We start from the raw sequence: 18,559 nt of genomic DNA, 5'->3' as shown, positions 1-18,559 counted from the left end.
ACACACCTCGTCTACGTCGTCGGAGCCGAGACGATGCGCTCGCACGCATCGGGCGACAGACTAGGCGATCGTGGACATACCTGCACCAGACGGACCCGGCTCGACGACGCGCCGGCCCACCATCTCCGACGTCGCCCGGGCGGCAGGCGTCTCGATCGCCGTGGTCTCCTACGCGCTCAACGGCAGGCCCGGCGTGTCGGCCGCGACGCGCGAGCGCGTGCTGCGCGTCGCCGACGAGTTCGGGTGGCGCCCGAGCGCTGCCGCGCGCTCGATGCGGACCGGCCCGCGGGCGGTCGGGCTCGTGCTGGGGCGTGGCGCCGGCGCGACGGCGCACGCCACGTCGTTCCTCGACCTGGTGACGGCGATCCAGGACGTGGTCGCCGGCCGCGGGCTCGCACTCGTCCTGCAGATCGTCGGATCGGTCGACGAGGCGGTCGCGACCTACCGCACGTGGTGGGCCGAGCGCCGGTTCGACGTGATGGTGGTGACCGACGTGCTCACGGTCGACCCCCGTGTCGAGGCCCTGGCCCGGATGCGCGTGCCCGCTGTCGTGCTCGGGTCGCCGCAGGTCGCGCACGGCCTCGCGACGGTGTGGCTCGACGAGCAGGAGGCCTACGCCCGGGTGGGCACGTACCTGGTCGAGCTGGGTCACCGCGAGGTGGCCGCCGTCACCGGGCCGGCTGCGCTGCACCGCACGCGGGTCCGGCTCGATGCGCTGCGGGCGACGGTCGAGCGGGCCGGGGGTGGCCTGGTCCACGAACCGACGAAGGCCACGGCGGAGGACGCGGCGGCAGCCACCCGCCGGCTGCTCACCTCCCCGTTCCCCCCGTCCGCGATCGTCTACGACACCGACCAGATGGCGGTGGCCGCGCTCGACGTGGCCCGCCGCACGGGTCTCGAGGTGCCGTGGGAGCTGTCGGTGCTGGCGGGCAGCGACTCAGCGCTGTGCCGGTTGGCCACACCGTCGATCACGACGCTGCCGACGCCGCTCACCGCCCTGGGGACGGCGGTCGGCGACGCGGTCCTGGCGATCCTGGACGGCGACCAGGATCCGAGCCGCACGGTCCCGGTGGGTGGCATCGCGGTGCGCGGGAGCACCGGTCCACGCTCGCGCTGACGCGCCAGGACGCGGTGCCGTCCGGTCCGCAGAGTCGGACGACGCGGGTCACGATCGGGTAACGGGCGGGTGCCTAAACGATTCACGACATCCCGCCCGCAAACCCTCGCGTGTCACGTTCCCCACAGTCGCCGCGGACTGATCGCTGGGCGACTGTCGCCCGGGCGGACCGGCCGGGCGGCGTGCCGAACCCACCCCGGAGGACCGAGTGTCCAAGATCCCCAAGCGACTCAAGGCGGCTGCCACCGCCGTGACGGCGGCAGCGCTCGTCGCCGTCCCTCTGACGTTCCTCTCGAGCGGCGCGAGCGCCGCCGAGGCCCACGTCGACAACCCGTACGCCGGAGCCATCCAGTACGTGAACCCCACCTGGTCGGCGTCGGTCGAGGCCTCCGCCGGGCGGACCACCGACACGGCCCTCGCCGCGAAGATGCGCGCGATCAAGAACCAGCCCACCGCGGTCTGGATGGACCGCATCAGCGCCATCGCCGGCAACGCCGACGGCAACGGCCTGAAATACCACCTCGACCAGGCCCTCGCACAGAAGCAGGGCAGCACGCCGCTCGTGCTCAACCTCGTCATCTACAACCTGCCCGGCCGCGACTGCTACGCGCTCGCATCGAACGGGGAGCTGCCCGCCACGGACGCCGGGCTCGCGCGCTACAAGACCGAGTACATCGACCCCATCGCCGCGCTGCTCTCCGACGCCAAGTACCAGAACATCCGCATCTCGGCGACGATCGAGCCCGACTCGCTGCCCAACCTCATCACCAACTCGTCCGAGGCCGCATGCCAGCAGTCCGCGCCGTACTACCGCGCGGGCGTGAAGTACGCGCTCGACAAGCTGCACGCCATCCCGAACGTCTACACCTACATCGACGCCGCCCACTCTGGGTGGCTCGGCTGGCCGTCGAACGCCGCACCCGCCGCGAAGCTCTTCGCCGACGTCGCACGGACCACGACCGCGGGCCTGGCCTCGGTCGACGGCTTCGTCACCAACACCGCGAACACCACACCGCTCGTCGAGCCCTTCCTCACCAACCCCACCCTGCAGGTGGGCGGCGCCCAGGTGAAGTCGGCCAAGTTCTACGAGTGGAACGACGACTTCGACGAGATCGACTGGACGGCGCACCTGTACAGCCTGCTCGTCGCCGAGGGCTTCCCGGCGAGCACCGGCATGCTCGTCGACACGTCACGCAACGGTTGGGGCGGCTCGGCCCGACCGACGGCCGTCTCGACCAGCACCGACCTCAACACCTACGTCAACCAGTCGCGCGTCGACAAGCGCGTGCACCGCGGCGCCTGGTGCAACCCGCTCGGTGCGGGCATCGGCGAGCGCCCCCAGGCGACGCCGTCCGGCTACACGAGCTCCCACCTCGACGCGTTCGTCTGGATCAAGCCTCCGGGCGAGTCCGACGGGGCCTCGAAGGAGATCGCCAACGACCAGGGCAAGGCCTTCGACCGGATGTGCGACCCGACCTTCGTCTCGCCCAAGCTCAGCAACCAGCTGACGGGCGCGACCCCGGACGCCCCGCTCGCCGGCCAGTGGTTCGACGCACAGTTCAAGACCCTCGTGCAGAACGCGTACCCCGCCATCACGACCGGTCCGACCCCGACCCCGACCGTGACGCCCACGCCGACCGTGACGCCCACGCCGACCCCGACGCCGACCGTCACGCCGACGCCGACACCCACCGTCACGCCGACGCCCACGCCGTCGGTCACGCCCACCCCGACCACCCCACCGGTCGGCTCGTGCGCCGTGAAGTACACGGCCAACAGCTGGAACACCGGCTTCACCGGGTCGGTGCGCATCACCAACACGAGCAGCTCGGCACTGAGCAGCTGGAAGCTCACCTTCTCCTTCGCCTCGGGACAGCAGGTCACCCAGGGATGGAGCGCGGTGTGGTCCCAGTCCGGTAGCGCCGTGACCGCGACCAACGCCGCGTGGAACGGCACCCTCGGCGCGAACGGCAGCGTCGACATCGGCTTCAACGGGTCCCACACGGGAACCAACACCGCACCGACCGCGTTCGCGCTGAACGGTCAGGCCTGCACGGTGAGCTGAAGCCCCACCCCCGGTGGTCCCGTCCGCACGGGCGGGACCACCGGACGGCGCCCACCTGCGTGGCGCCGAACCCGCTCTGAGGCCTCCGGCCCGGGCGGTCCACCGTCGGCCGAGCCGACCACACGCACAGGTGCGGGGCGTGAGGCGGTTCGCTCCCCGCACCTGTCACCATGCCCGCCGCGACGCGCGACACCGATGCGACCAGGGGTGTCGCGCCCGGACGGCCGGGGGTCAGACGGTCGCGGTGCCCACCGCGGCGCGGATCGCGGCGACGAACGCGTCGACGTCGGCCTCGGTCGTGTCGAACGCGCACATCCAGCGCACCTCGCCCGCGGCCGCGTCCCAGTCGTAGAAGCGACGGACCTCGCGCAGCTGGTCGGCCACGCCCGCGGGCAGCGCCGCGAAGACGGCGTTCGACTCGGTCGGCTGGGTCAGCCGGACGCCCGGGACGGACTCCACGCCAGCGCGCAGCCGTGCCGCCATCGCGTTCGCGTGGGCGGCCGAGCGGCGCCACAGGTCGCCCTCGAACAGCGCGACGAGCTGGGCCGAGGCGAAGCGCATCTTCGACGCGAGCTGCATGTCGACCTTGCGCAGGTACTCGATCCCGCTCACGGCCTCGGGGTCGAGCACCACGACGGCCTCGCCGAACATGAGCCCGTTCTTGGTGCCGCCGAGGGACAGGACATCGACACCCACGTCGGACGTCAGCGCACCGAGCGTCACGTCGAGCGCCGCGGCGGCGTTCGAGAGCCGCGACCCGTCGAGGTGCACGCGCATGCCGAGCGCGTGGGCGTGCTCGGTCAGGTCGCGGATCTCCTGGGGGGTGTAGACCGTGCCGAGCTCGGTCGACTGCGTGATCGACACGACGCCGGGCTGCGCGCGATGCGTGTCGCCCCAGCCCCACGCCTGCCGGTCGACGAGCTCGGGGGTCAGCTTGCCGTCCGGGGTCGGCACCGTGAGCAGCTTGAGCCCGCCCACACGCTCGGGGGCGCCGTTCTCGTCCGTGTTGACGTGCGCGGTCTCGGCGCACACCACCGCGCCCCAGCGCGGCAGCATCGACTGCAGCGAGAGCACGTTCGCGCCGGTGCCGTTGAACACCGGGAAGCCCTGTGCGGTCGGGCCGAAGTGCGCACGGAGCACGTCCTGCAGACGGGCGGTCCACGCGTCGGCCCCGTACGCCACCTCGTGCCCCCCGTTGGCCTCGGCCAGCGCGGCCAGCACCTCGGGGTGCACCCCCGCGTAGTTGTCGGAGGCGAAGTCGCGCCGGAGCGGGGCGTGGCTGGAGGTCACCGGGCCATTCTGCCGGACGCCACGACGCCCCTGGGACGACCGGCGTCGGCGCGACCGCCGACCTCAGGACTCGTGGGCGTGGTCCCGCTGGGCCCGCACCGCGCGGCAGTCGGCGCACGTGCCGACGAGCTCGATCGTGTGCTCGACGTCGGCGAAGTCGTACGATGCCGCGACCTGCTCGGCCCAGGCCTCGGTGCCCGGCCCGTCGATCTCGACCGCACGACCGCAGTCGCGGCACACGAGGTGGTGGTGGTGGCTGCGCCGCTCGCACCGGCGGTACACGGCCTCGCCGTCCGCCGAGCGGAGCACGTCGACCTCACCGCTCTCGGTGAGGGTCTGCACGGCCCGGTACACCGTCGCGAGGCCGACGCTCGATCCCTGCGCCCGGAGCATCTCGTGGATCTGCTGAGCGCTGCGGAACTCGTCGAGACCGTCGAGGAGGGCGATCACCTCGGCGCGCTGCCGCGTGTTGCGCTGCACCACCGCCATCAGGACCTCCCCCACGCGTCACGTGCCCGGCGCACGACGCCCCAGTCTAGGCGAAGCACCCGGTGGAACCCCGGGATCGAGGGGCCCGGGCACACGCGAGGCCCCGACCGCCGGAGCGGTCGGGGCCTCGCGGGCGATTCGTGGGACTACTTGGCGACGGCGCGCTTGAGGGCGCTGCCCGCGGTGAGCTTCACGCGGTAGCCCGCGGGGATCTCGAGCTTCTCACCCGTCTGCGGGTTGATGCCCGTGCGAGCGGCACGGTCGGCACGCGACACCGCGAGCAGGCCGGGGATGGTGACGCTCTCGCCGGCGGCAAGCTGCTCGACCAGGATCTCCTGGAAGGCCTTGAGCGCCGCGTCGGCGGCAGTGTTGGTCAGACCCGCCTTGGCGGCGATGGCCTGGACGAGCTCGGTGCGGTTCACGCTCACGGAAGTTGTGCTCCTTGTCAGTCGGGACGTGCAGGTCCGGGGACGAACCCCGGACGACGAGGTCGAACCGACCGGGGTCGCTGAGCACCCCGACGGTCGACCGCCGCGCACGACCCTAGTGGGCGCCGCTGGGTCGACAGTGCCACGCCACGCACCGCGAACATCACATCCGGGCGCCGAACCGGGCCAGGAGGGCGTCCACGGGGAGGGTGTCGACCACCCGGTCCGGCCCCACCCCGTGCGCCGCGGCGCGGTCGCAGCCGGCGATCTGCCAGTCGAGCTGGCCGGGGGCGTGGGCGTCGGAGTCCACCGAGAAGTCGCAACCTGCCGCGATCGCGAGGTCCAGCAGCGCGTGCGGCGGGTCGAGGCGGTCGGGGCGGCAGTTGATCTCGACGACCACCCCGTTCTCGGCGCACGCCGCGAGCACAGCGGGGGCGTCGAACTCGCTGGCAGGTCGTTGGCGTCGTCCCGTGAGCTGGCGTCCGGTCAGGTGCCCGAGCACGTCGGTACGCGGGTCGCGCACGGCGGCCAGCATGCGCCGGGTCATCGCCGCCCGGTCCATGCGGAGCTTGGAGTGCACCGACGCGACCACGACGTCGAGCTCGTCGAGGAGGTCGGGGTCCTGGTCGAGCGTGCCGTCGTCGAGGATGTCGACCTCGATCCCGGTCAGCACCCGGAACGGCGCGACGGCGCGGTTGAGCGCCGCGACCTGGTCGAGCTGGGCGCGCAGCCGCGCCGCCGAGAGCCCGTTGGCGACCGTGAGCCGCGGGGAGTGGTCGGTCACCGCGACGTACTCGTGACCGATCTCGATCGCGGCGAGCACCATCTCCTGCATCGGGCTGCCGCCGTCGCTCGCGTCGGTGTGGGTGTGCAGGTCGCCGCGCAGCGCGGCGCGCAGCTCGTCGCCGGGCCGCGGCCCCCGGTCGGCGGCGTTCTCGGCCTCGAGCTGTTCGAGGTAGTCGAGGGGCTCGCCCCGCACGCTCGCCGTGACGACCGAGGCTGTGCGCTGGCCGACGCCCGGCAGGTCGGTGAGCCCGTCGGTGCGCACGAGCGTGCCGAGCTCGTCGGGGTCGAGCCGCTCGACGCTGCGTGCCGCGTGACGGAACGCGTCGGAGCGGTAGCTGCTGGCCTGGGCGCGTTCGAGCAGGAACGCGATGCGGCGCAGCGCGGCGACGGCCGCATCCTGGGCACGCTGCGCACCGGTGCCGGTGGGCGTCGCGGGGGTCGTCACGGGCGGTCAGGACGCGCGGCGGCGCGGCTTGGCGGGGGCCGACGCGTCCTCGTCCGACGCGCGCTTGCGGGTCCGGGGTGTCGACGCATCCTTCGCACGGCCGCCGGACGACCCGGTCCCGTCGCCGCCCCGACGCCGGGCCGGTGCACCCTCGGTGCCCGTGGCCTTCTCGCCCCCTTCGTCCGCCGTGCCGGTGTCGGGCGTCGCGTCCTTGCGGCTCCTGGCCCGGGTGCCCGTCGCCCGCCGCGCGGGCTTCTCGCCGGCGCCCGCTCCCCCGCGATCGCCGCGCGCCTTCTCGACGCTGCGCTGCAGCGCGGCCAGCAGGTCGACCACCTCGGCCTCGCCCTCCCGGCCACCGGCTCCCTCGGCGGCGGGCATCTCGCGGGTGCTCCCCGTGGCGACCTTCGCCTCGATGAGGCTCTCGAGAGCGCCGACGTACGAGTCCTCGAACCCGGACGGGTCGAAGTCGCCCGCGAGCGACTCGACCAGCGACGAGGCCATCGCGAGCTCCTGCGGCCTGACCTGCACCTCGGAGTCGAGCACCGGGAAGTCCGCTGCGCGCACCTCGTCGGGCCACAGCAGCGTCTGCAGGCAGATGACGTCGTCCCGCACGCGCAGCACCGCCATGGACTCCCGCTGGCGCAGGGCGACCTTGACGACGGCCATCCGTTCGGTCGTCGCGAGCGCCTCGCGCAGCAGGGCGTACGGCTTGACCGCGGTGCGCTCGGGCTCGAGGTAGTACGTCTTGGCCAGCAGGATCGGGTCGACCTGGTCCTGCGGCACGAACTCGACCACCTCGATCTCGCGCTCGGTCGCGAGCGGGAGCTGGGCGAGGTCCTCGTCGGTGAGGATCACCAGCTCGCCGTCGGCCGTCTCGTAGCCCTTGGCGATCTCATCCATCTCGACCGTCTCGCCGCACACAGCGCACGTCTTGCGGTACCGGATCCGGCCGCCGTCCGTGCTGTGCACCTGGTGCAGGGGGACCTCGTGCTCACCCGTGGCCGCGTAGAGCTTGACCGGCACGTTGACCAGCCCGAACGCGACGGCGCCCTTCCAGATCGCGCGCACGTGCTCACCTCCCCGCCCTCGTGGCCCGGAGCACGCGCGACGAGCGCCCGAGCGCGCGCCGATCCGGGGTCCTCTCGGCAGGATGGACCCGTGCAGCCCATGCTCGCCACCGGAGCCGACCCGCAGTCCGGCCTGCCCGCGGGTCCGGGCTGGGCGTACGAGGTCAAGTGGGACGGCGTGCGGGTGCTGGCCGACACCACGGGCGGGCGCCTGCGCCTGCTCAGCCGCACCGGTCGCGACGTGAGCGCCGCCTACCCCGAGCTCGCCCCCCTCGCCTCGGTCCAGGGCGCCGTGCTCGACGGCGAGGTCGTGGCGATGGCCGGCGGGGTGCCCTCGTTCGAGGCCCTCGCCGAGCGCATGCACGTGCGCGACCCGGCCCGGGCCGAACGCCTCGCGCACGAGCTGCCTGTCGCCTACCTGGTCTTCGACATCCTCGTGCTCTACGGCGTCGACATCACCCGGCGGTCCTTCGACGACCGCCGGGCCACGCTCGAGCGGCTCGCCCTGCCCGCCCCGGTGCAGCTCTCGCCGGTGTACCCCGACGGGGCCGAGCTGTGGGAGGTGACGCGCGAGCACGGCCTCGAGGGGGTCGTGGCCAAGCGCCGCGCGTCGACCTACCAGCCCGGACGCCGCTCGCACGACTGGGTCAAGGCAGCGCACCGCACGACCCGCACCGCGCTCGTCGCCGGGTGGCGACCCGCGACGTCGGGCGGCGGGGCGCTCGGGGCTGTGCTCCTCGCCGCGCCTGACGCCGCGGGGCGCCTGCGCTACCTCGGCCGGGCCGGCAGCGGGATCACGGGGCGGCTCGCGGAAGACCTGGCCCGACGCCTCGCACCGCACACGCGGGACGCGTCGCCGTTCGACGATCCCGTCCCGGCGGTCGACGCCCGCGGCACGACGTGGTGCGATCCGGTGGTGGCCCTCGACGTGACCTACCTGCACCGCACCCAGGTCGGCCGGCTGCGGCACCCCGTGGTGCGCGGGGTGCGCGACGACACCGGCGTCGACCCCTGGGAGGAGCAGTGAGCCCCGCGGACGACGCCCAGGTCGTCGACGTGGGCGGCCACCGGGTGCGCCTCACGCACCTCGACCGCGTGATGTACCCGTCGGTGGCGATGACGAAGGCCGAGGTCATCGACTACCTCACGCGGGTCTCTCCCGCGCTGCTGCGCCAGCTGCGCGACCGCCCCGTCACACGGATCCGGTTCCCGCAGGGCGTGGACGGCGAACGGTTCTTCGAGAAGAACATCCCTGCCGGCGCCCCCGACTGGGTGCGCCGCCAGACGCTGCCCGCGGCACCGGGCACCGACGACGAGGGCAAGGACCTGACCTACCCGTTCCTCGACGACCTGGCCGCGCTGGTGTGGGTCGGCAACCAGGGCGCGCTCGAGCTGCACACCCCGCAGTGGCGGGTCGGGCCGCGCGGCGGCGTGCGGGCGCCCGACCGGCTCGTGATCGACCTCGACCCCGGGGCCCCGGCCGGGCTCGACGAGTGCGCCCGGGTCGCGCACCTCGTCGCCGAGCGGCTCGCGCAGGACGACCTCGCGTGCGTGCCCGTCACGTCGGGCAGCAAGGGGCTGCAGCTGTACGCGCCGCTGCCGGTCCGACGCTCCGCGATGGAGGTGCGGCAGTACGCCCACGACGTGGCCCGCGAGCTGGCCGCGGCGCACCCCGCGCTGGTCGTCTCCGTGATGCGCAAGGACCTGCGCGGCGGGAAGGTGCTGCTCGACTGGTCGCAGAACCACCCGGCCAAGACCACGATCACCCCGTACTCGCTGCGCGGTCGCGAGCGCCCGGCGGTCGCAGCCCCACGCTCCTGGGACGAGATCGGGCCCGGTCTCGCGCAGCTCGGGCCCGACGACGTCGTGCGCCGGCTCGTGGGAGAGGGAGACCCGTTCGGCCCGCTCGACGCGTGAGGGTCGCCGCGCGGACGCGTCCGGGTGCGATGCTGGCGCGATGCTCGAGCTGCTGACCGGGACAGGCCTCGCGACCGCCGCAGGCCTCAACGCCTACGTGCCGCTCCTGCTGCTCGGTGCGCTCGGGCGCTGGACCGACGTGGTGTCCCCGCCGGGAGGTTGGGAGTGGCTCACCAACGGCTGGGTGCTCACGGTGCTGGCCGTGCTGCTCGTGCTCGAGGTGGTGGCCGACAAGGTTCCCGGGGTCGACCACGTCAACGACGTCGTCCAGTCGGTCGTGCGTCCCGGGGCCGGCGGTATCGCGTTCGGCGCCGGGGCAGCGTCCCAGACCGCGGTCGTGACCGACCCCGGGGCCTTCGCCGGCTCCGGCCAGTGGGTGCCGGTCGCCACCGGGGTGCTGCTCGCGCTCGCGGTGCACGCCGCGAAGGCGCTCGCACGCCCGGTCGTGAACGCGACCACGTTCGGGCTGGGCGCTCCCGTGCTGAGCGCCGCCGAGGACGCCACCAGCCTGTCGCTGTCACTGGCCGCGCTGCTCGCCCCGCTGCTCGTGCTGGTCATGCTGGCCGCCGGTGGCGCGCTGTGGTGGCGGTGGCGTCGGCGGCGGCGCGCACGTGCCGAGGCGGCTCCCCAGGATGCGACGTCGGCGCAGGTACGGCACGGTGGAGGCGCCACCACACCTCCGTAGGTGGTCCCCCTGACGTGCGAAGGAGACCCGCATCATGGCCAGCCGCACCGACCTGCCGAAGTTCACCGTCCCCGGACTGACCCCCGCGCAGGGATCCGAGGTCGCCGAGATCCTGCAGGACCGGCTGAACTCGTTGAACGACCTGGCGCTCACGCTCAAGCACGTGCACTGGAACGTCGTGGGTCCGCAGTTCATCGCGGTGCACGAGATGATCGACCCGCAGGTCGACGCCGTGCGGGAGATGGTCGACGAGACCGCCGAGCGGATCGCCACCCTCGGCGTCCCGCCCCAGGGCACCCCCGGGTACATCGTCGAGCACCGCACCTGGGACGACTACGCGATCGGACGCGCCGGGGCGATCGAGCACCTCGGTGCGCTCGACGAGGTCTACGACGGGGTCATCGCCTCGCACCGTGAGGCGATGGAGAAGACGGAGGGCCTCGACGACGTGACGAACGACCTGATCATCGGCCAGCTCCGCCAGCTCGAGCTGTTCCAGTGGTTCGTCCGGGCCCACCTCGAGTCCTCGGGCGGTCGTCTGAGCACGGCCGGGGCCGAGACGGAGAAGCAGGCTGCCACCAAGGCAGGTGCCGCCGCGAAGGGCGGGTCGAAGCGCTGAGGAGCGAACCCTCCCCCGGCGCGCGGGTCGCGTCCTCGCGCAGGCCGCACCGCGCGGCACGCGTCGAGGACGCGGTCAACCGCCGTGTCGCGTCGTGGCTCGGCGCGCGCGGCTGGACCGTGCGCGTCGAGCCCTACGTCGGCTACGGCGACGGCGAATGGGTGCGCGTCCTGGCCCGGGCCGTGCTCGCCGCGCCCCAGGTCCGGAGCGAGGACATCCCCGGGGCCGGTGCGGCCGCGGAGCTGCCCACCCGTGTCGAGGGCGCCGTGCGGGGCTGGCGCAGCTTCGCGACGGCCCAGGTCCCCGGTGCCGATCTCGAGGTCGAGGTCGCGGGACGCCGCCACCGGCTGCGTACCGACCGGGGCGGCTACCTCGACGCCGTGGTCCCCGCGGCGCTGTCCCCCGGTTGGCACGACGTCGTGGTCCGCGCCGCGGGGGGCCACTGGGCCACCGTGCCCGTCCGGGTCATCGGGAGGTCGACCCGGTACGGCGTGGTCAGCGACATCGACGACACCGTCATGGTCACCCGGCTCCCCCGGCCCCTCGTCGCCGCCTGGAACAGCTTCGTGCGGCACGAGAACGCCCGCGAACCGGTGCCCGGCATGGCCCGGTTCTACCGCGAGCTGCTCGCCGGCCGCGACGACGTGCCGGTCGTCTACCTCTCCACGGGCGCCTGGAACGCCGCCCCCGCGCTGGGCAGGTTCCTGCGGCGGCACGGGTTCCCGACCGGCCCGCTCCTGCTCACCGACTGGGGCCCCACCAACACCGGCTGGTTCCGCAGCGGCCGCGAGCACAAGCGGGCGGCGCTGCGCCGGCTCACCGCCGACTTCCCGCACGTGCGCTGGGTCCTGGTGGGCGACGACGGCCAGCGCGACCCGCAGGTCTACGCCGAGCTGGTGCGCGAGCGCCCGGCCGCGGTCCGCGCCGTGGTGATCAGACAGCTCACGGGCGCTGAGCACGTGCTCGCGCACGGCGCGCCGGTCCCCGTGGCCGAGGGCGCACGCGCTCGCGGACGCACCCGCGACGACGGGGTGCCCGTGGTCCAGGGTCGCGACGGCGACGAGCTCGTGGAGCGGTGGCGCGAGAGCGGCGCAGCGCTCGACTGACGTGCGGGTTCACAGACGCCCGGTGTCAGAGCCGCTCGGGGTCGTCCCACTCGTCGTTGCTCGAGATGGCCTCGTCGTCGGGCCGCAGCTCGACGGCGTGCAGCGACCGGGGGGCAGCTGCCGCGTCCCCGCCCGCACGCGCGTCCTCCGCCCGGACCTCGTCGTCCGAGAGTCGGCGGACGGCGATGCGCTCGGCGGACGGGTCGGACGTGAGGTTGCTCGGCTCGCTCGTCATGCACCGGTTCTACCGCGTCGGCCTGGACGGCGCACCTGGGGGCGCAGACCCGCCGCCCGCTCGACGCAGCCCGGGCGGCGCGAGGCGCCGGGATCGGGTGGCACAGTGGCAGGGTGACGAACCTCGAGGAGCGGTCCCGCACCGCGCCGCCCCACCCCGCTGCGGCGACCGGCCCCGTGCGCCGCCTCCTGGCATCTCGCGACGTGCCGCTCGGGGGTCTGCGCGCGATGCACGTGCGCCGCACGCTGCCGCAGCGCGACCTGCCGCTCGTCGGGGCCTGGTGCTTCCTCGACGAGTTCGGCCCCGAGCACGTCGACATGCGGGTGCTCCCCCACCCGCACACCGGCCTGCAGACGGTGACGTGGCCCGTCAGCGGCGAGATCCACCACCGCGACAGCGTGGGCAGCGACGTGGTGGTGCGCCCGGGCCAGCTCAACCTCATGACCGCCGGGCACGGGGTGTCGCACTCGGAGATGTCGCTCGGCGAGCGTCCGCTGCTGCGTGGCGTGCAGCTGTGGCTCGCGCTGCCCCGGGAGGCGAGCGACATGGCCCCGAGCTTCGAGCAGCGCACCGACCTGCCTCTCGTGACGGGAGACGGCCTGCACGTGACCGTCCTGGTGGGCGAGCTGGCGGGGCACGTCTCGCCCGCGCGGGTGCACTCCCCGCTGGTGGGGGCCGACGTCGTGGTCGAGCCGGGCACCCGCACCGCCGTCCCGCTGCACCGCGACTTCGAGCACGCCGTCCTGGTGCTCGAGGGCGAGATCGACGTCGCCGGGATGCGCCACGGCCCGGGGCCCCTGCTCTACCTCGGGACGGGCCGCACGCACCTCGACGTGGCCAGCACGGCGGGGGCGCGGTTCCTCCTCATCGGTGGCGAGCCGTTCGGCGACGACCTCGTGATGTGGTGGAACTTCCTGGGCCGCAGCCACGCGGACGTCGCCGAGGCCCGCGACGCGTGGGAGCACGACCGCGCGGCCCGGTTCGGCACCGTGCCCGGTCACGGCGACGACCACATCCCGGCCCCCGACCTGCCGAACGTGCGGCTCACCCCGCGCCGACGCCGCACCTCGTAGCTCCGGGCGGGCCCGGTCAGGAGTACGGGACCTCAGCGGCGGTGCAGCCCCACCTCGGTCGCCTTGACCGACAGCCACACCTCGGAGCCGGGCCGCAGGCCCAGCTCGGCCACCGCCGCAGGGGTCAGATCGGCGACGACCTCGGGCCGACCCGCGGTCCGCACCCTGATCACGGCGTGACCCGGTTCGAGCGCGACGACGGTGGTGCGCCACACGTTGCGCGGGCTCGCCCCCGTGGGCGGGCGCGTGTGCACGGCCACCGCCGACGGCGCGAACACCGCCGCACCCTGCCCGCCGGGCGCCAGCGGCTCACGCCCCACCACGAGCCGGCCGTCGGGGGCCAGCACGCCGTCGCCCCGGACGTCGCCCACCACCAGGTTGACCCCGGCGAGGGTGGCCGTGAACGGGTCGCGCGGGGCGGCGAGCACGGCGGCCGTCGGCCCCTCGTCGACCACGCGGCCCTCGTCGAGCACGAGCACCCGGTCCGCGAGCACGACCGCGTCGAGCACGTCGTGCGTGACGAGCACGGTCGTGGTGCCCGTGCGGGCGACCTGCTCGCGCAGCAGCTGACGCATCTGCGGGCCGGTACCCACGTCGAGCGCGGCGAGCGGCTCGTCGAGCAGCAGGACGCGCGGCTCGGCGGCCAGCGCCCGGGCCAGGGCCACGCGCTGCCGCTGACCGCCCGAGAGCGCGGCCGGGCGGCGGTCGGCGAGCTCGCCGAGCCCGACGTCCTCGAGCCACCGGCGCGCGACGGCGTCGGAGGCCGCCCGCCCCATCCCTGCTGAGCGCGGACCGAACGCGACGTTGTCGAGCGCCGTCAGGTGCGGGAAGACCAGGCCGTCCTGGCCCAGCAGCCCGACCGCACGGCGCTCGGGCCGCACGAGGGTGCCCCGACCGGTGCCGGGCACGTCGGTCAGCACCTGGTCGCCCACCCGGACGAACCCCGCGCTGGGCCGCAGCAGCCCCGCGAGCACGGCCAGCAGGGTGGACTTGCCGGCCCCGTTCGGGCCCAGCACGGCGAGGACCTCGCCCTCGGCAGCGGCACACCCCAGATCGAGCGAGAAGTCGTCGCGGTGCACCGTGAAACGGGCCTCGAGGAAGTCGCTCATGCGCGCTCCCCCGGTCGCCAGGCGCGGACCAGCACGAGGATCACCACGGCGACCGCGACGAGCAGCAACGAGAGCGCCACCGCGGAGTCCTGCGAGACGCCCGCCCCGTTGAAGGCGGTGTAGATGGACAGCGGCATGGTGCGTGTCACGCCCGCGGTGTTGCCCGCGAACAGCGCCGTGGCGCCGAACTCGCCGAGCGCCCGGGCGAAGCACAGCACGGTCCCGCTCACGAGGCCCGGGCCGACGAGCGGCAGCGTGACGCGCCGCAGCACGGTCCACCGCCCCGCGCCGAGCGTGGCCGCGGCGACCTCGTACCCGTCGCCCGCGCTGCGCAGCGCACCCTCGACCGCGATGACGAGGAACGGCAGCGCGACGAATGCCTGGGCGATGACCACCGCGGTGGTGGTGAAGGGGATGCGCACGCCGAACATCAGGTCGAGCTGCTCACCCATGAGCCCGCGGCGGCCGAGCAGGTACAGCAGTGCGATGCCGCCCACGGTGGGGGGCAGCACGAGCGGCAGCGTGACGACGGCCCTGACCAGGTTCGCGATGCGGGACGACGCCCGCGCGAGGACGACAGCGAGCGGCACCCCGAGCAGCAGGCACAGCGCGGTCGCGGCCAGCGCGGTCCGCAAGGAGAGCCCGAGGGCCGAGAGCGCCTCGGGGGACGTGACCGCCGCAGGGATCCCGGGCCAGTCCGCGCGCGCCACGAGCGCGAGGACCGGCAGCGTCATGAGCCCGAGGCCGATCGCCGCGGGCACGTACAGCAGACGCGGGACACCCACGGCGACCGCACGCGGAGGCGCGACGGCCTCGCGCGTGCGGTGCGCCGTGAGGCTCATGCCGCGGAGAAGCCGTGCGACGCGAGGATCTCCTGACCCCGGGCGGACAGCACGAACTCCACGAACGCGGTCGCGACGGGGCTCGTCGCGGTCTCCTGGAGCGAGGCGATGAAGTAGCTGTTCACTGCCTGCGACGCCTCGGGGAACTCGACCCCCTCGACGTCTCCGTCCGCGGCGAGCACGTCGGTGCGGTAGACCAGGCCCGCGTCGGCCTCACCCATCGCCACCTTCGTGAGCACAGCGGTGACGTTCTGCTCCTCGCTCACGGGGGTCACTGTGACACCCGCGGCGGTGAGGGCCTTGGCCGCCGCCGCGCCGCAGGGCACCTCAGGGGCGCACAGGACTACCTGGAGGTCAGCCGACGCCAGGTCGGCGAGCGACGTGACTCCTGCCGGGTTGCCGGCGGCGACGGCGATCTCGAGCGTGTTGGTGGCAAACTGCTCGGCTTCACCGGGCACGAGGTCGGCGTCGAGGGCCTTGGTCATGGTGGCCTGGTCGGCCGAGGCGAAGATCTCGGCCTCGGCACCCTCGACGAGCTGCATCACGAGCGTCGAGGACCCGTCGTACGTCACGACAGGGGTGTCGATCTCCGGGTTGTCGGCCACGAACTCCGCGACGAGCTCGTCGAACGAGGCCCGCAGCGAGGCGGCTGCCATGATGCGCAGCTGGCCGGTGAGGGGTTCGGCCGACGGGCTGGTCGTCGCGCCGGGGGTGCTCGCGTCGGACGCGGCGGTGGTGGTGGTACCTCCGGCACAGGCCGAGAGGCCGAGCACGAGGGCCCCCACGAGGAGGACGGCCCGGGCGCGCGGGCGCCGGGCGGGGACAGAGCTCTGGCAGGTCACTTCCAAGGTTCTACGCATGCTCGGCACGCTACAGCCACCCCTTCGTGGGCCGACAGGACCATCTACCCGCGGCGTCCGGCGGCGCTGCCGTGGTCGCGCCCGACCCTCAGGTCCGCGTGCCGCAGGGCCGTCGCGTAGTGGCCGAGCACGGCCTGCCCGACGACTGCGACGTCGAACTTCTCGGCCGCGGCCGCCTGCCGCACGCTCGCGGTGCGGCGCGCCTCGGCGTCGGCGAGCCAGGTCGCGAGCGACCGGGCGAACGCGTCGGGGTCGCGCGGGTCGACGAGCTGGTCGGTGAGGCCGTCCATGACCGAGCGGTACCCCGGGTTGTCCCCGGCGAGCACCACGCCGCGCGCCGACGCGAGCGCCTCGACCACGCTGATGCCGAAGCTCTCGCCGCCCAGGCTGGGCAGGGCGACGACGTCGGCCGACGCGAGCAGCGCGGGCTTGTCCTCCTCGGCCACGAAGCCGGGGAACGTCACGACCCCCTCGAGCCCCTGCGCCACCGCGACGCGACCGAGGCGCTCACGCTCGGGACCGGTCCCCGCGACGACCACCTCGATGCCCGGGGACAGAGCCCGCTCGCGGGCCAGCACGCCGAGCGCGTCGAGCAGCGACCCGGCGCCCTTGCGCTCCACGAGCCGACCGAGGAACACCACGCGCGGGCGGGAGGTGTCGGCCTCGACGGCGAGGGCAGCGCTGCGTGCCGCCTGGAACGGCGCGAGCTCGACCGGGTTGGGGACCACGTCGCCCGGCACGCCGAACGCGCCGTGCATGAACTCCTCCGCCGCGGCCGACACCGCGAGCACCCCGTCGAGGCGGCGCACCTGCGTGCGCTGCACGGCGCCGAGCGCGTACGTCCCGGCCCGCGCGGCGCGCGACAGCGGCAGGATGTGGAACGTGACCAGCACCGCGGTGCTGCGCGGCGCCCGGGAGATCACGCGACCGGCGAGGAACGGGCTGTAGGGCATCTGCACGTGCAGCACGTCCAGGCCGAGCGCGAGCACGTCGTCGAGGTCGCCCCGCCGGGGCCACAGGGGTGTGCTCAGCCGGTTCCCGTTGAACCGCACGCTCACGTTCCGGGTGAGGGAGTGCACGTTCGGCAGATCCGTCCGGGTCGTGGTCGACGTGAGGTAGTGGACCTCGTGGCCCTGCGACGTCAGCCACCGGCCGAGGGTCAGGACGTTCTGCTGGACGCCGTCAGGCCGGTCGAGCGAGTCGTCGATGACGAGACCGACGCGCAGCGGGCGCGGCGGCAGGGCGGGGTGCAGAGGTGAGTTGGTGATGGCGCGATGCTAGCAACCGGGCGCCCTGGCTCTCATCCGAGGGTCACCACCGCGCAGCCCTTCACGTCGCCGTCCCGCAGCGCCCGCACGCACTCGTCGACGTGCGCGAACGGGAACGTCGTGGTGGTGAAGGCGAGGCGGCCCGCGATGGCCAGCGCCACGACGGCCCGCAGGTCGGCGGGCGTGCACCCGCTCACGCACACGAGGCCACCGTCGCGCGGCAGGCGGTCGCAGCCGAGCGCGACGGTGCCACTGCCGTCCCCGTCGACGACCACGCGCCCACCTGCGCCGAGGGCCCCCACCGCGATCGCGAGGGTGCGGTCCGTCGCGACGAGGTCGAGCACGACGTCGGCGCCCGTCCCGGTGAGCTCGTGCACGAGCGCCGCGGCGTCGCCGTCGGGTGCGAACGCCTCCTCCGCGCCCCAGCGCCGGGCATCGGCCAGCAGGTCCGGGTCGGGGTCGAGCGCGACGACCTGCGCGCCCGTGAGCTGAGCGAGGTACTGGACCGCGAACGAGCCGGGCCCGCGCAGGCCGATGACGACGGCGCTCGAACCGGGAACCAGCAGGGGGGCCGCCTCTTGCACCGCGCGGTAGGCGGCCGCGCCCGGGCCCGCGAGCGGCGCCGCGGCCACCGGGTCGAGCGGCCCCAGGGGCACGACGTGCCGGGCCTCGGCCAGGAGGTACTCGGCCAGGCCGCCGTCGTCGCCCGTGCCGTGGCCCGCCAGACGCAGGTGCCGGCACTGGTGCTGCAGCCCGCGCACGCACCGGTCGCAGCGCCCGCAGAACAGGACCCCTGAGACGAGCACCCCGTCGCCGACCTCGAGACCCTCGACGCCGGGACCCAGCTCCGCGACGCGCCCCGCGCTCTCGTGCCCGAGCGTGAACGGCACCTCGCCCCAGACAGCGCCCTCCGGGGTGTCCATCACCCGCAGGTCGGTCGCGCACACCCCGGAGGCGACCATCCGCACGAGGACCTGCCCGGGTCCCGGCTCGGGGACGTCGACCTCGACGGAGCGGGGCGGTCGGCCCCACTCGAGCATCCGGTACGCCAGCATCGAGGTCATCCGTGTCCCCCGTCCGCTCGGACGCCGACGGGACGGGACGGCCCGCCCCGCGGTGCACCGGCCCGGACCTGCCCCCGCGGCGGTCGCGCTTCCT

The 18,559-nt window shown here is 74.4% G+C and carries 19 protein-coding genes; 8 read left to right on the top strand and 11 right to left on the bottom strand.

The window, feature by feature from the left end; all coding sequences use genetic code 11:
- Positions 1–70 precede the first annotated feature (70 nt).
- Both ACGIF2_RS00905 and ACGIF2_RS00900 read left to right on the top strand, forming a co-directional pair.
- A complete protein-coding gene (locus tag ACGIF2_RS00905) occupies positions 71–1,117 on the top strand; it encodes a LacI family DNA-binding transcriptional regulator (protein ID WP_396042509.1) in 1,047 nt (348 codons plus the stop codon).
- 208 nt (positions 1,118–1,325) lie between these two features.
- Positions 1,326–3,182, top strand: a complete 1,857-nt coding sequence (locus ACGIF2_RS00900) for a glycoside hydrolase family 6 protein (RefSeq protein ID WP_396042507.1) — start codon at positions 1,326–1,328, stop codon at positions 3,180–3,182.
- 231 nt (positions 3,183–3,413) lie between these two features.
- Here the strand turns inward: ACGIF2_RS00900 and ACGIF2_RS00895 are convergent, their stop codons facing one another.
- The 5 genes from ACGIF2_RS00895 to ACGIF2_RS00875 all read right to left on the bottom strand — a co-directional run bounded on the left by ACGIF2_RS00895 (position 3,414) and on the right by ACGIF2_RS00875 (position 7,688).
- Positions 3,414–4,472: a threonine aldolase family protein gene (locus ACGIF2_RS00895; protein ID WP_396042505.1), complete on the bottom strand. Its 1,059-nt coding sequence runs from the start codon at positions 4,470–4,472 to the stop codon at positions 3,414–3,416.
- 63 nt (positions 4,473–4,535) lie between these two features.
- Positions 4,536–4,961, bottom strand: coding sequence for a Fur family transcriptional regulator (locus ACGIF2_RS00890; RefSeq protein WP_396042503.1), 426 nt, complete (start codon positions 4,959–4,961; stop codon positions 4,536–4,538).
- A gap of 146 nt (positions 4,962–5,107) precedes the next feature.
- Positions 5,108–5,389 (bottom strand): HU family DNA-binding protein, encoded by a 282-nt coding sequence (locus ACGIF2_RS00885; RefSeq protein ID WP_396042501.1) that lies wholly within the window; start codon positions 5,387–5,389, stop codon positions 5,108–5,110.
- A gap of 163 nt (positions 5,390–5,552) precedes the next feature.
- A complete protein-coding gene (locus tag ACGIF2_RS00880; protein ID WP_396042499.1) occupies positions 5,553–6,620 on the bottom strand; it encodes a PHP domain-containing protein in 1,068 nt (355 codons plus the stop codon).
- A 6-nt stretch (positions 6,621–6,626) separates the two neighbouring features.
- Complete coding sequence (locus tag ACGIF2_RS00875) at positions 6,627–7,688, bottom strand: Ku protein (protein WP_396042497.1); 1,062 nt, start codon at positions 7,686–7,688, stop codon at positions 6,627–6,629.
- A gap of 99 nt (positions 7,689–7,787) precedes the next feature.
- Between ACGIF2_RS00875 and ACGIF2_RS00870 the strand changes: the two genes are divergently transcribed.
- The 5 genes from ACGIF2_RS00870 (at position 7,788) to ACGIF2_RS00850 (ending at position 12,014) form a co-directional block, all read left to right on the top strand.
- Positions 7,788–8,714, top strand: a complete 927-nt coding sequence (locus ACGIF2_RS00870; RefSeq protein ID WP_396043326.1) for an ATP-dependent DNA ligase — start codon at positions 7,788–7,790, stop codon at positions 8,712–8,714.
- A complete protein-coding gene (gene ligD, locus ACGIF2_RS00865; RefSeq protein ID WP_396042495.1) occupies positions 8,711–9,604 on the top strand; it encodes a non-homologous end-joining DNA ligase in 894 nt (297 codons plus the stop codon). The genes ACGIF2_RS00870 and ligD overlap by 4 nt, the downstream gene beginning before the upstream one ends.
- 40 nt (positions 9,605–9,644) lie before the next feature.
- Positions 9,645–10,289 carry a DUF4126 domain-containing protein gene (locus ACGIF2_RS00860; protein ID WP_396042493.1) on the top strand — a complete coding sequence of 215 codons (645 nt, stop codon included), beginning with the start codon at positions 9,645–9,647 and terminating at the stop codon, positions 10,287–10,289.
- Positions 10,290–10,323: 34 nt separating this feature from the next.
- The gene (locus ACGIF2_RS00855; protein WP_396042491.1) at positions 10,324–10,908 is read left to right on the top strand and encodes a Dps family protein; all 585 of its coding nucleotides are present in this window, start codon (positions 10,324–10,326) and stop codon (positions 10,906–10,908) included.
- A gap of 119 nt (positions 10,909–11,027) precedes the next feature.
- Positions 11,028–12,014 carry an App1 family protein gene (locus tag ACGIF2_RS00850; RefSeq protein WP_396042489.1) on the top strand — a complete coding sequence of 329 codons (987 nt, stop codon included), beginning with the start codon at positions 11,028–11,030 and terminating at the stop codon, positions 12,012–12,014.
- A 25-nt stretch (positions 12,015–12,039) separates the two neighbouring features.
- On the opposite strand, the gene ACGIF2_RS00845 is transcribed toward ACGIF2_RS00850, so the two are convergent.
- Positions 12,040–12,249 carry a hypothetical protein gene (locus tag ACGIF2_RS00845; protein ID WP_396042487.1) on the bottom strand — a complete coding sequence of 70 codons (210 nt, stop codon included), beginning with the start codon at positions 12,247–12,249 and terminating at the stop codon, positions 12,040–12,042.
- Positions 12,250–12,362: 113 nt separating this feature from the next.
- Here ACGIF2_RS00845 and ACGIF2_RS00840 point away from each other — a divergent pair, with 113 nt between their 5' ends.
- The gene (locus tag ACGIF2_RS00840) at positions 12,363–13,322 is read left to right on the top strand and encodes a pirin family protein (RefSeq protein WP_396042485.1); all 960 of its coding nucleotides are present in this window, start codon (positions 12,363–12,365) and stop codon (positions 13,320–13,322) included.
- A 32-nt stretch (positions 13,323–13,354) separates the two neighbouring features.
- Here ACGIF2_RS00840 and ACGIF2_RS00835 read toward each other — a convergent pair whose 3' ends face one another.
- From ACGIF2_RS00835 to ACGIF2_RS00815, 5 genes are all read right to left on the bottom strand, one after another.
- Positions 13,355–14,431, bottom strand: a complete 1,077-nt coding sequence (locus ACGIF2_RS00835; protein ID WP_396042483.1) for a sulfate/molybdate ABC transporter ATP-binding protein — start codon at positions 14,429–14,431, stop codon at positions 13,355–13,357.
- Entirely contained in the window at positions 14,428–15,273 is an 846-nt protein-coding gene (locus ACGIF2_RS00830) for an ABC transporter permease (RefSeq protein ID WP_396042481.1), read from the bottom strand. Before ACGIF2_RS00830 ends, ACGIF2_RS00835 begins: the two co-directional genes overlap by 4 nt.
- A complete protein-coding gene (modA, locus tag ACGIF2_RS00825) occupies positions 15,270–16,115 on the bottom strand; it encodes a molybdate ABC transporter substrate-binding protein (protein WP_396042479.1) in 846 nt (281 codons plus the stop codon). The genes ACGIF2_RS00830 and modA overlap by 4 nt, the downstream gene beginning before the upstream one ends.
- Positions 16,116–16,177: 62 nt before the next feature.
- Positions 16,178–17,341, bottom strand: a complete 1,164-nt coding sequence (locus ACGIF2_RS00820) for a glycosyltransferase family 4 protein (RefSeq protein WP_396043324.1) — start codon at positions 17,339–17,341, stop codon at positions 16,178–16,180.
- A 92-nt stretch (positions 17,342–17,433) separates the two neighbouring features.
- Positions 17,434–18,465 (bottom strand): alcohol dehydrogenase catalytic domain-containing protein, encoded by a 1,032-nt coding sequence (locus ACGIF2_RS00815; RefSeq protein WP_396042477.1) that lies wholly within the window; start codon positions 18,463–18,465, stop codon positions 17,434–17,436.
- Between the last annotated feature and the right edge of the window lie 94 nt (positions 18,466–18,559).

The organism is Cellulomonas sp. P22 (assembly GCF_044392165.1).
The sequence above is the reverse complement of the archived record's forward strand: the minus strand, read 5'-3'. Positions and strand labels throughout refer to the sequence as shown.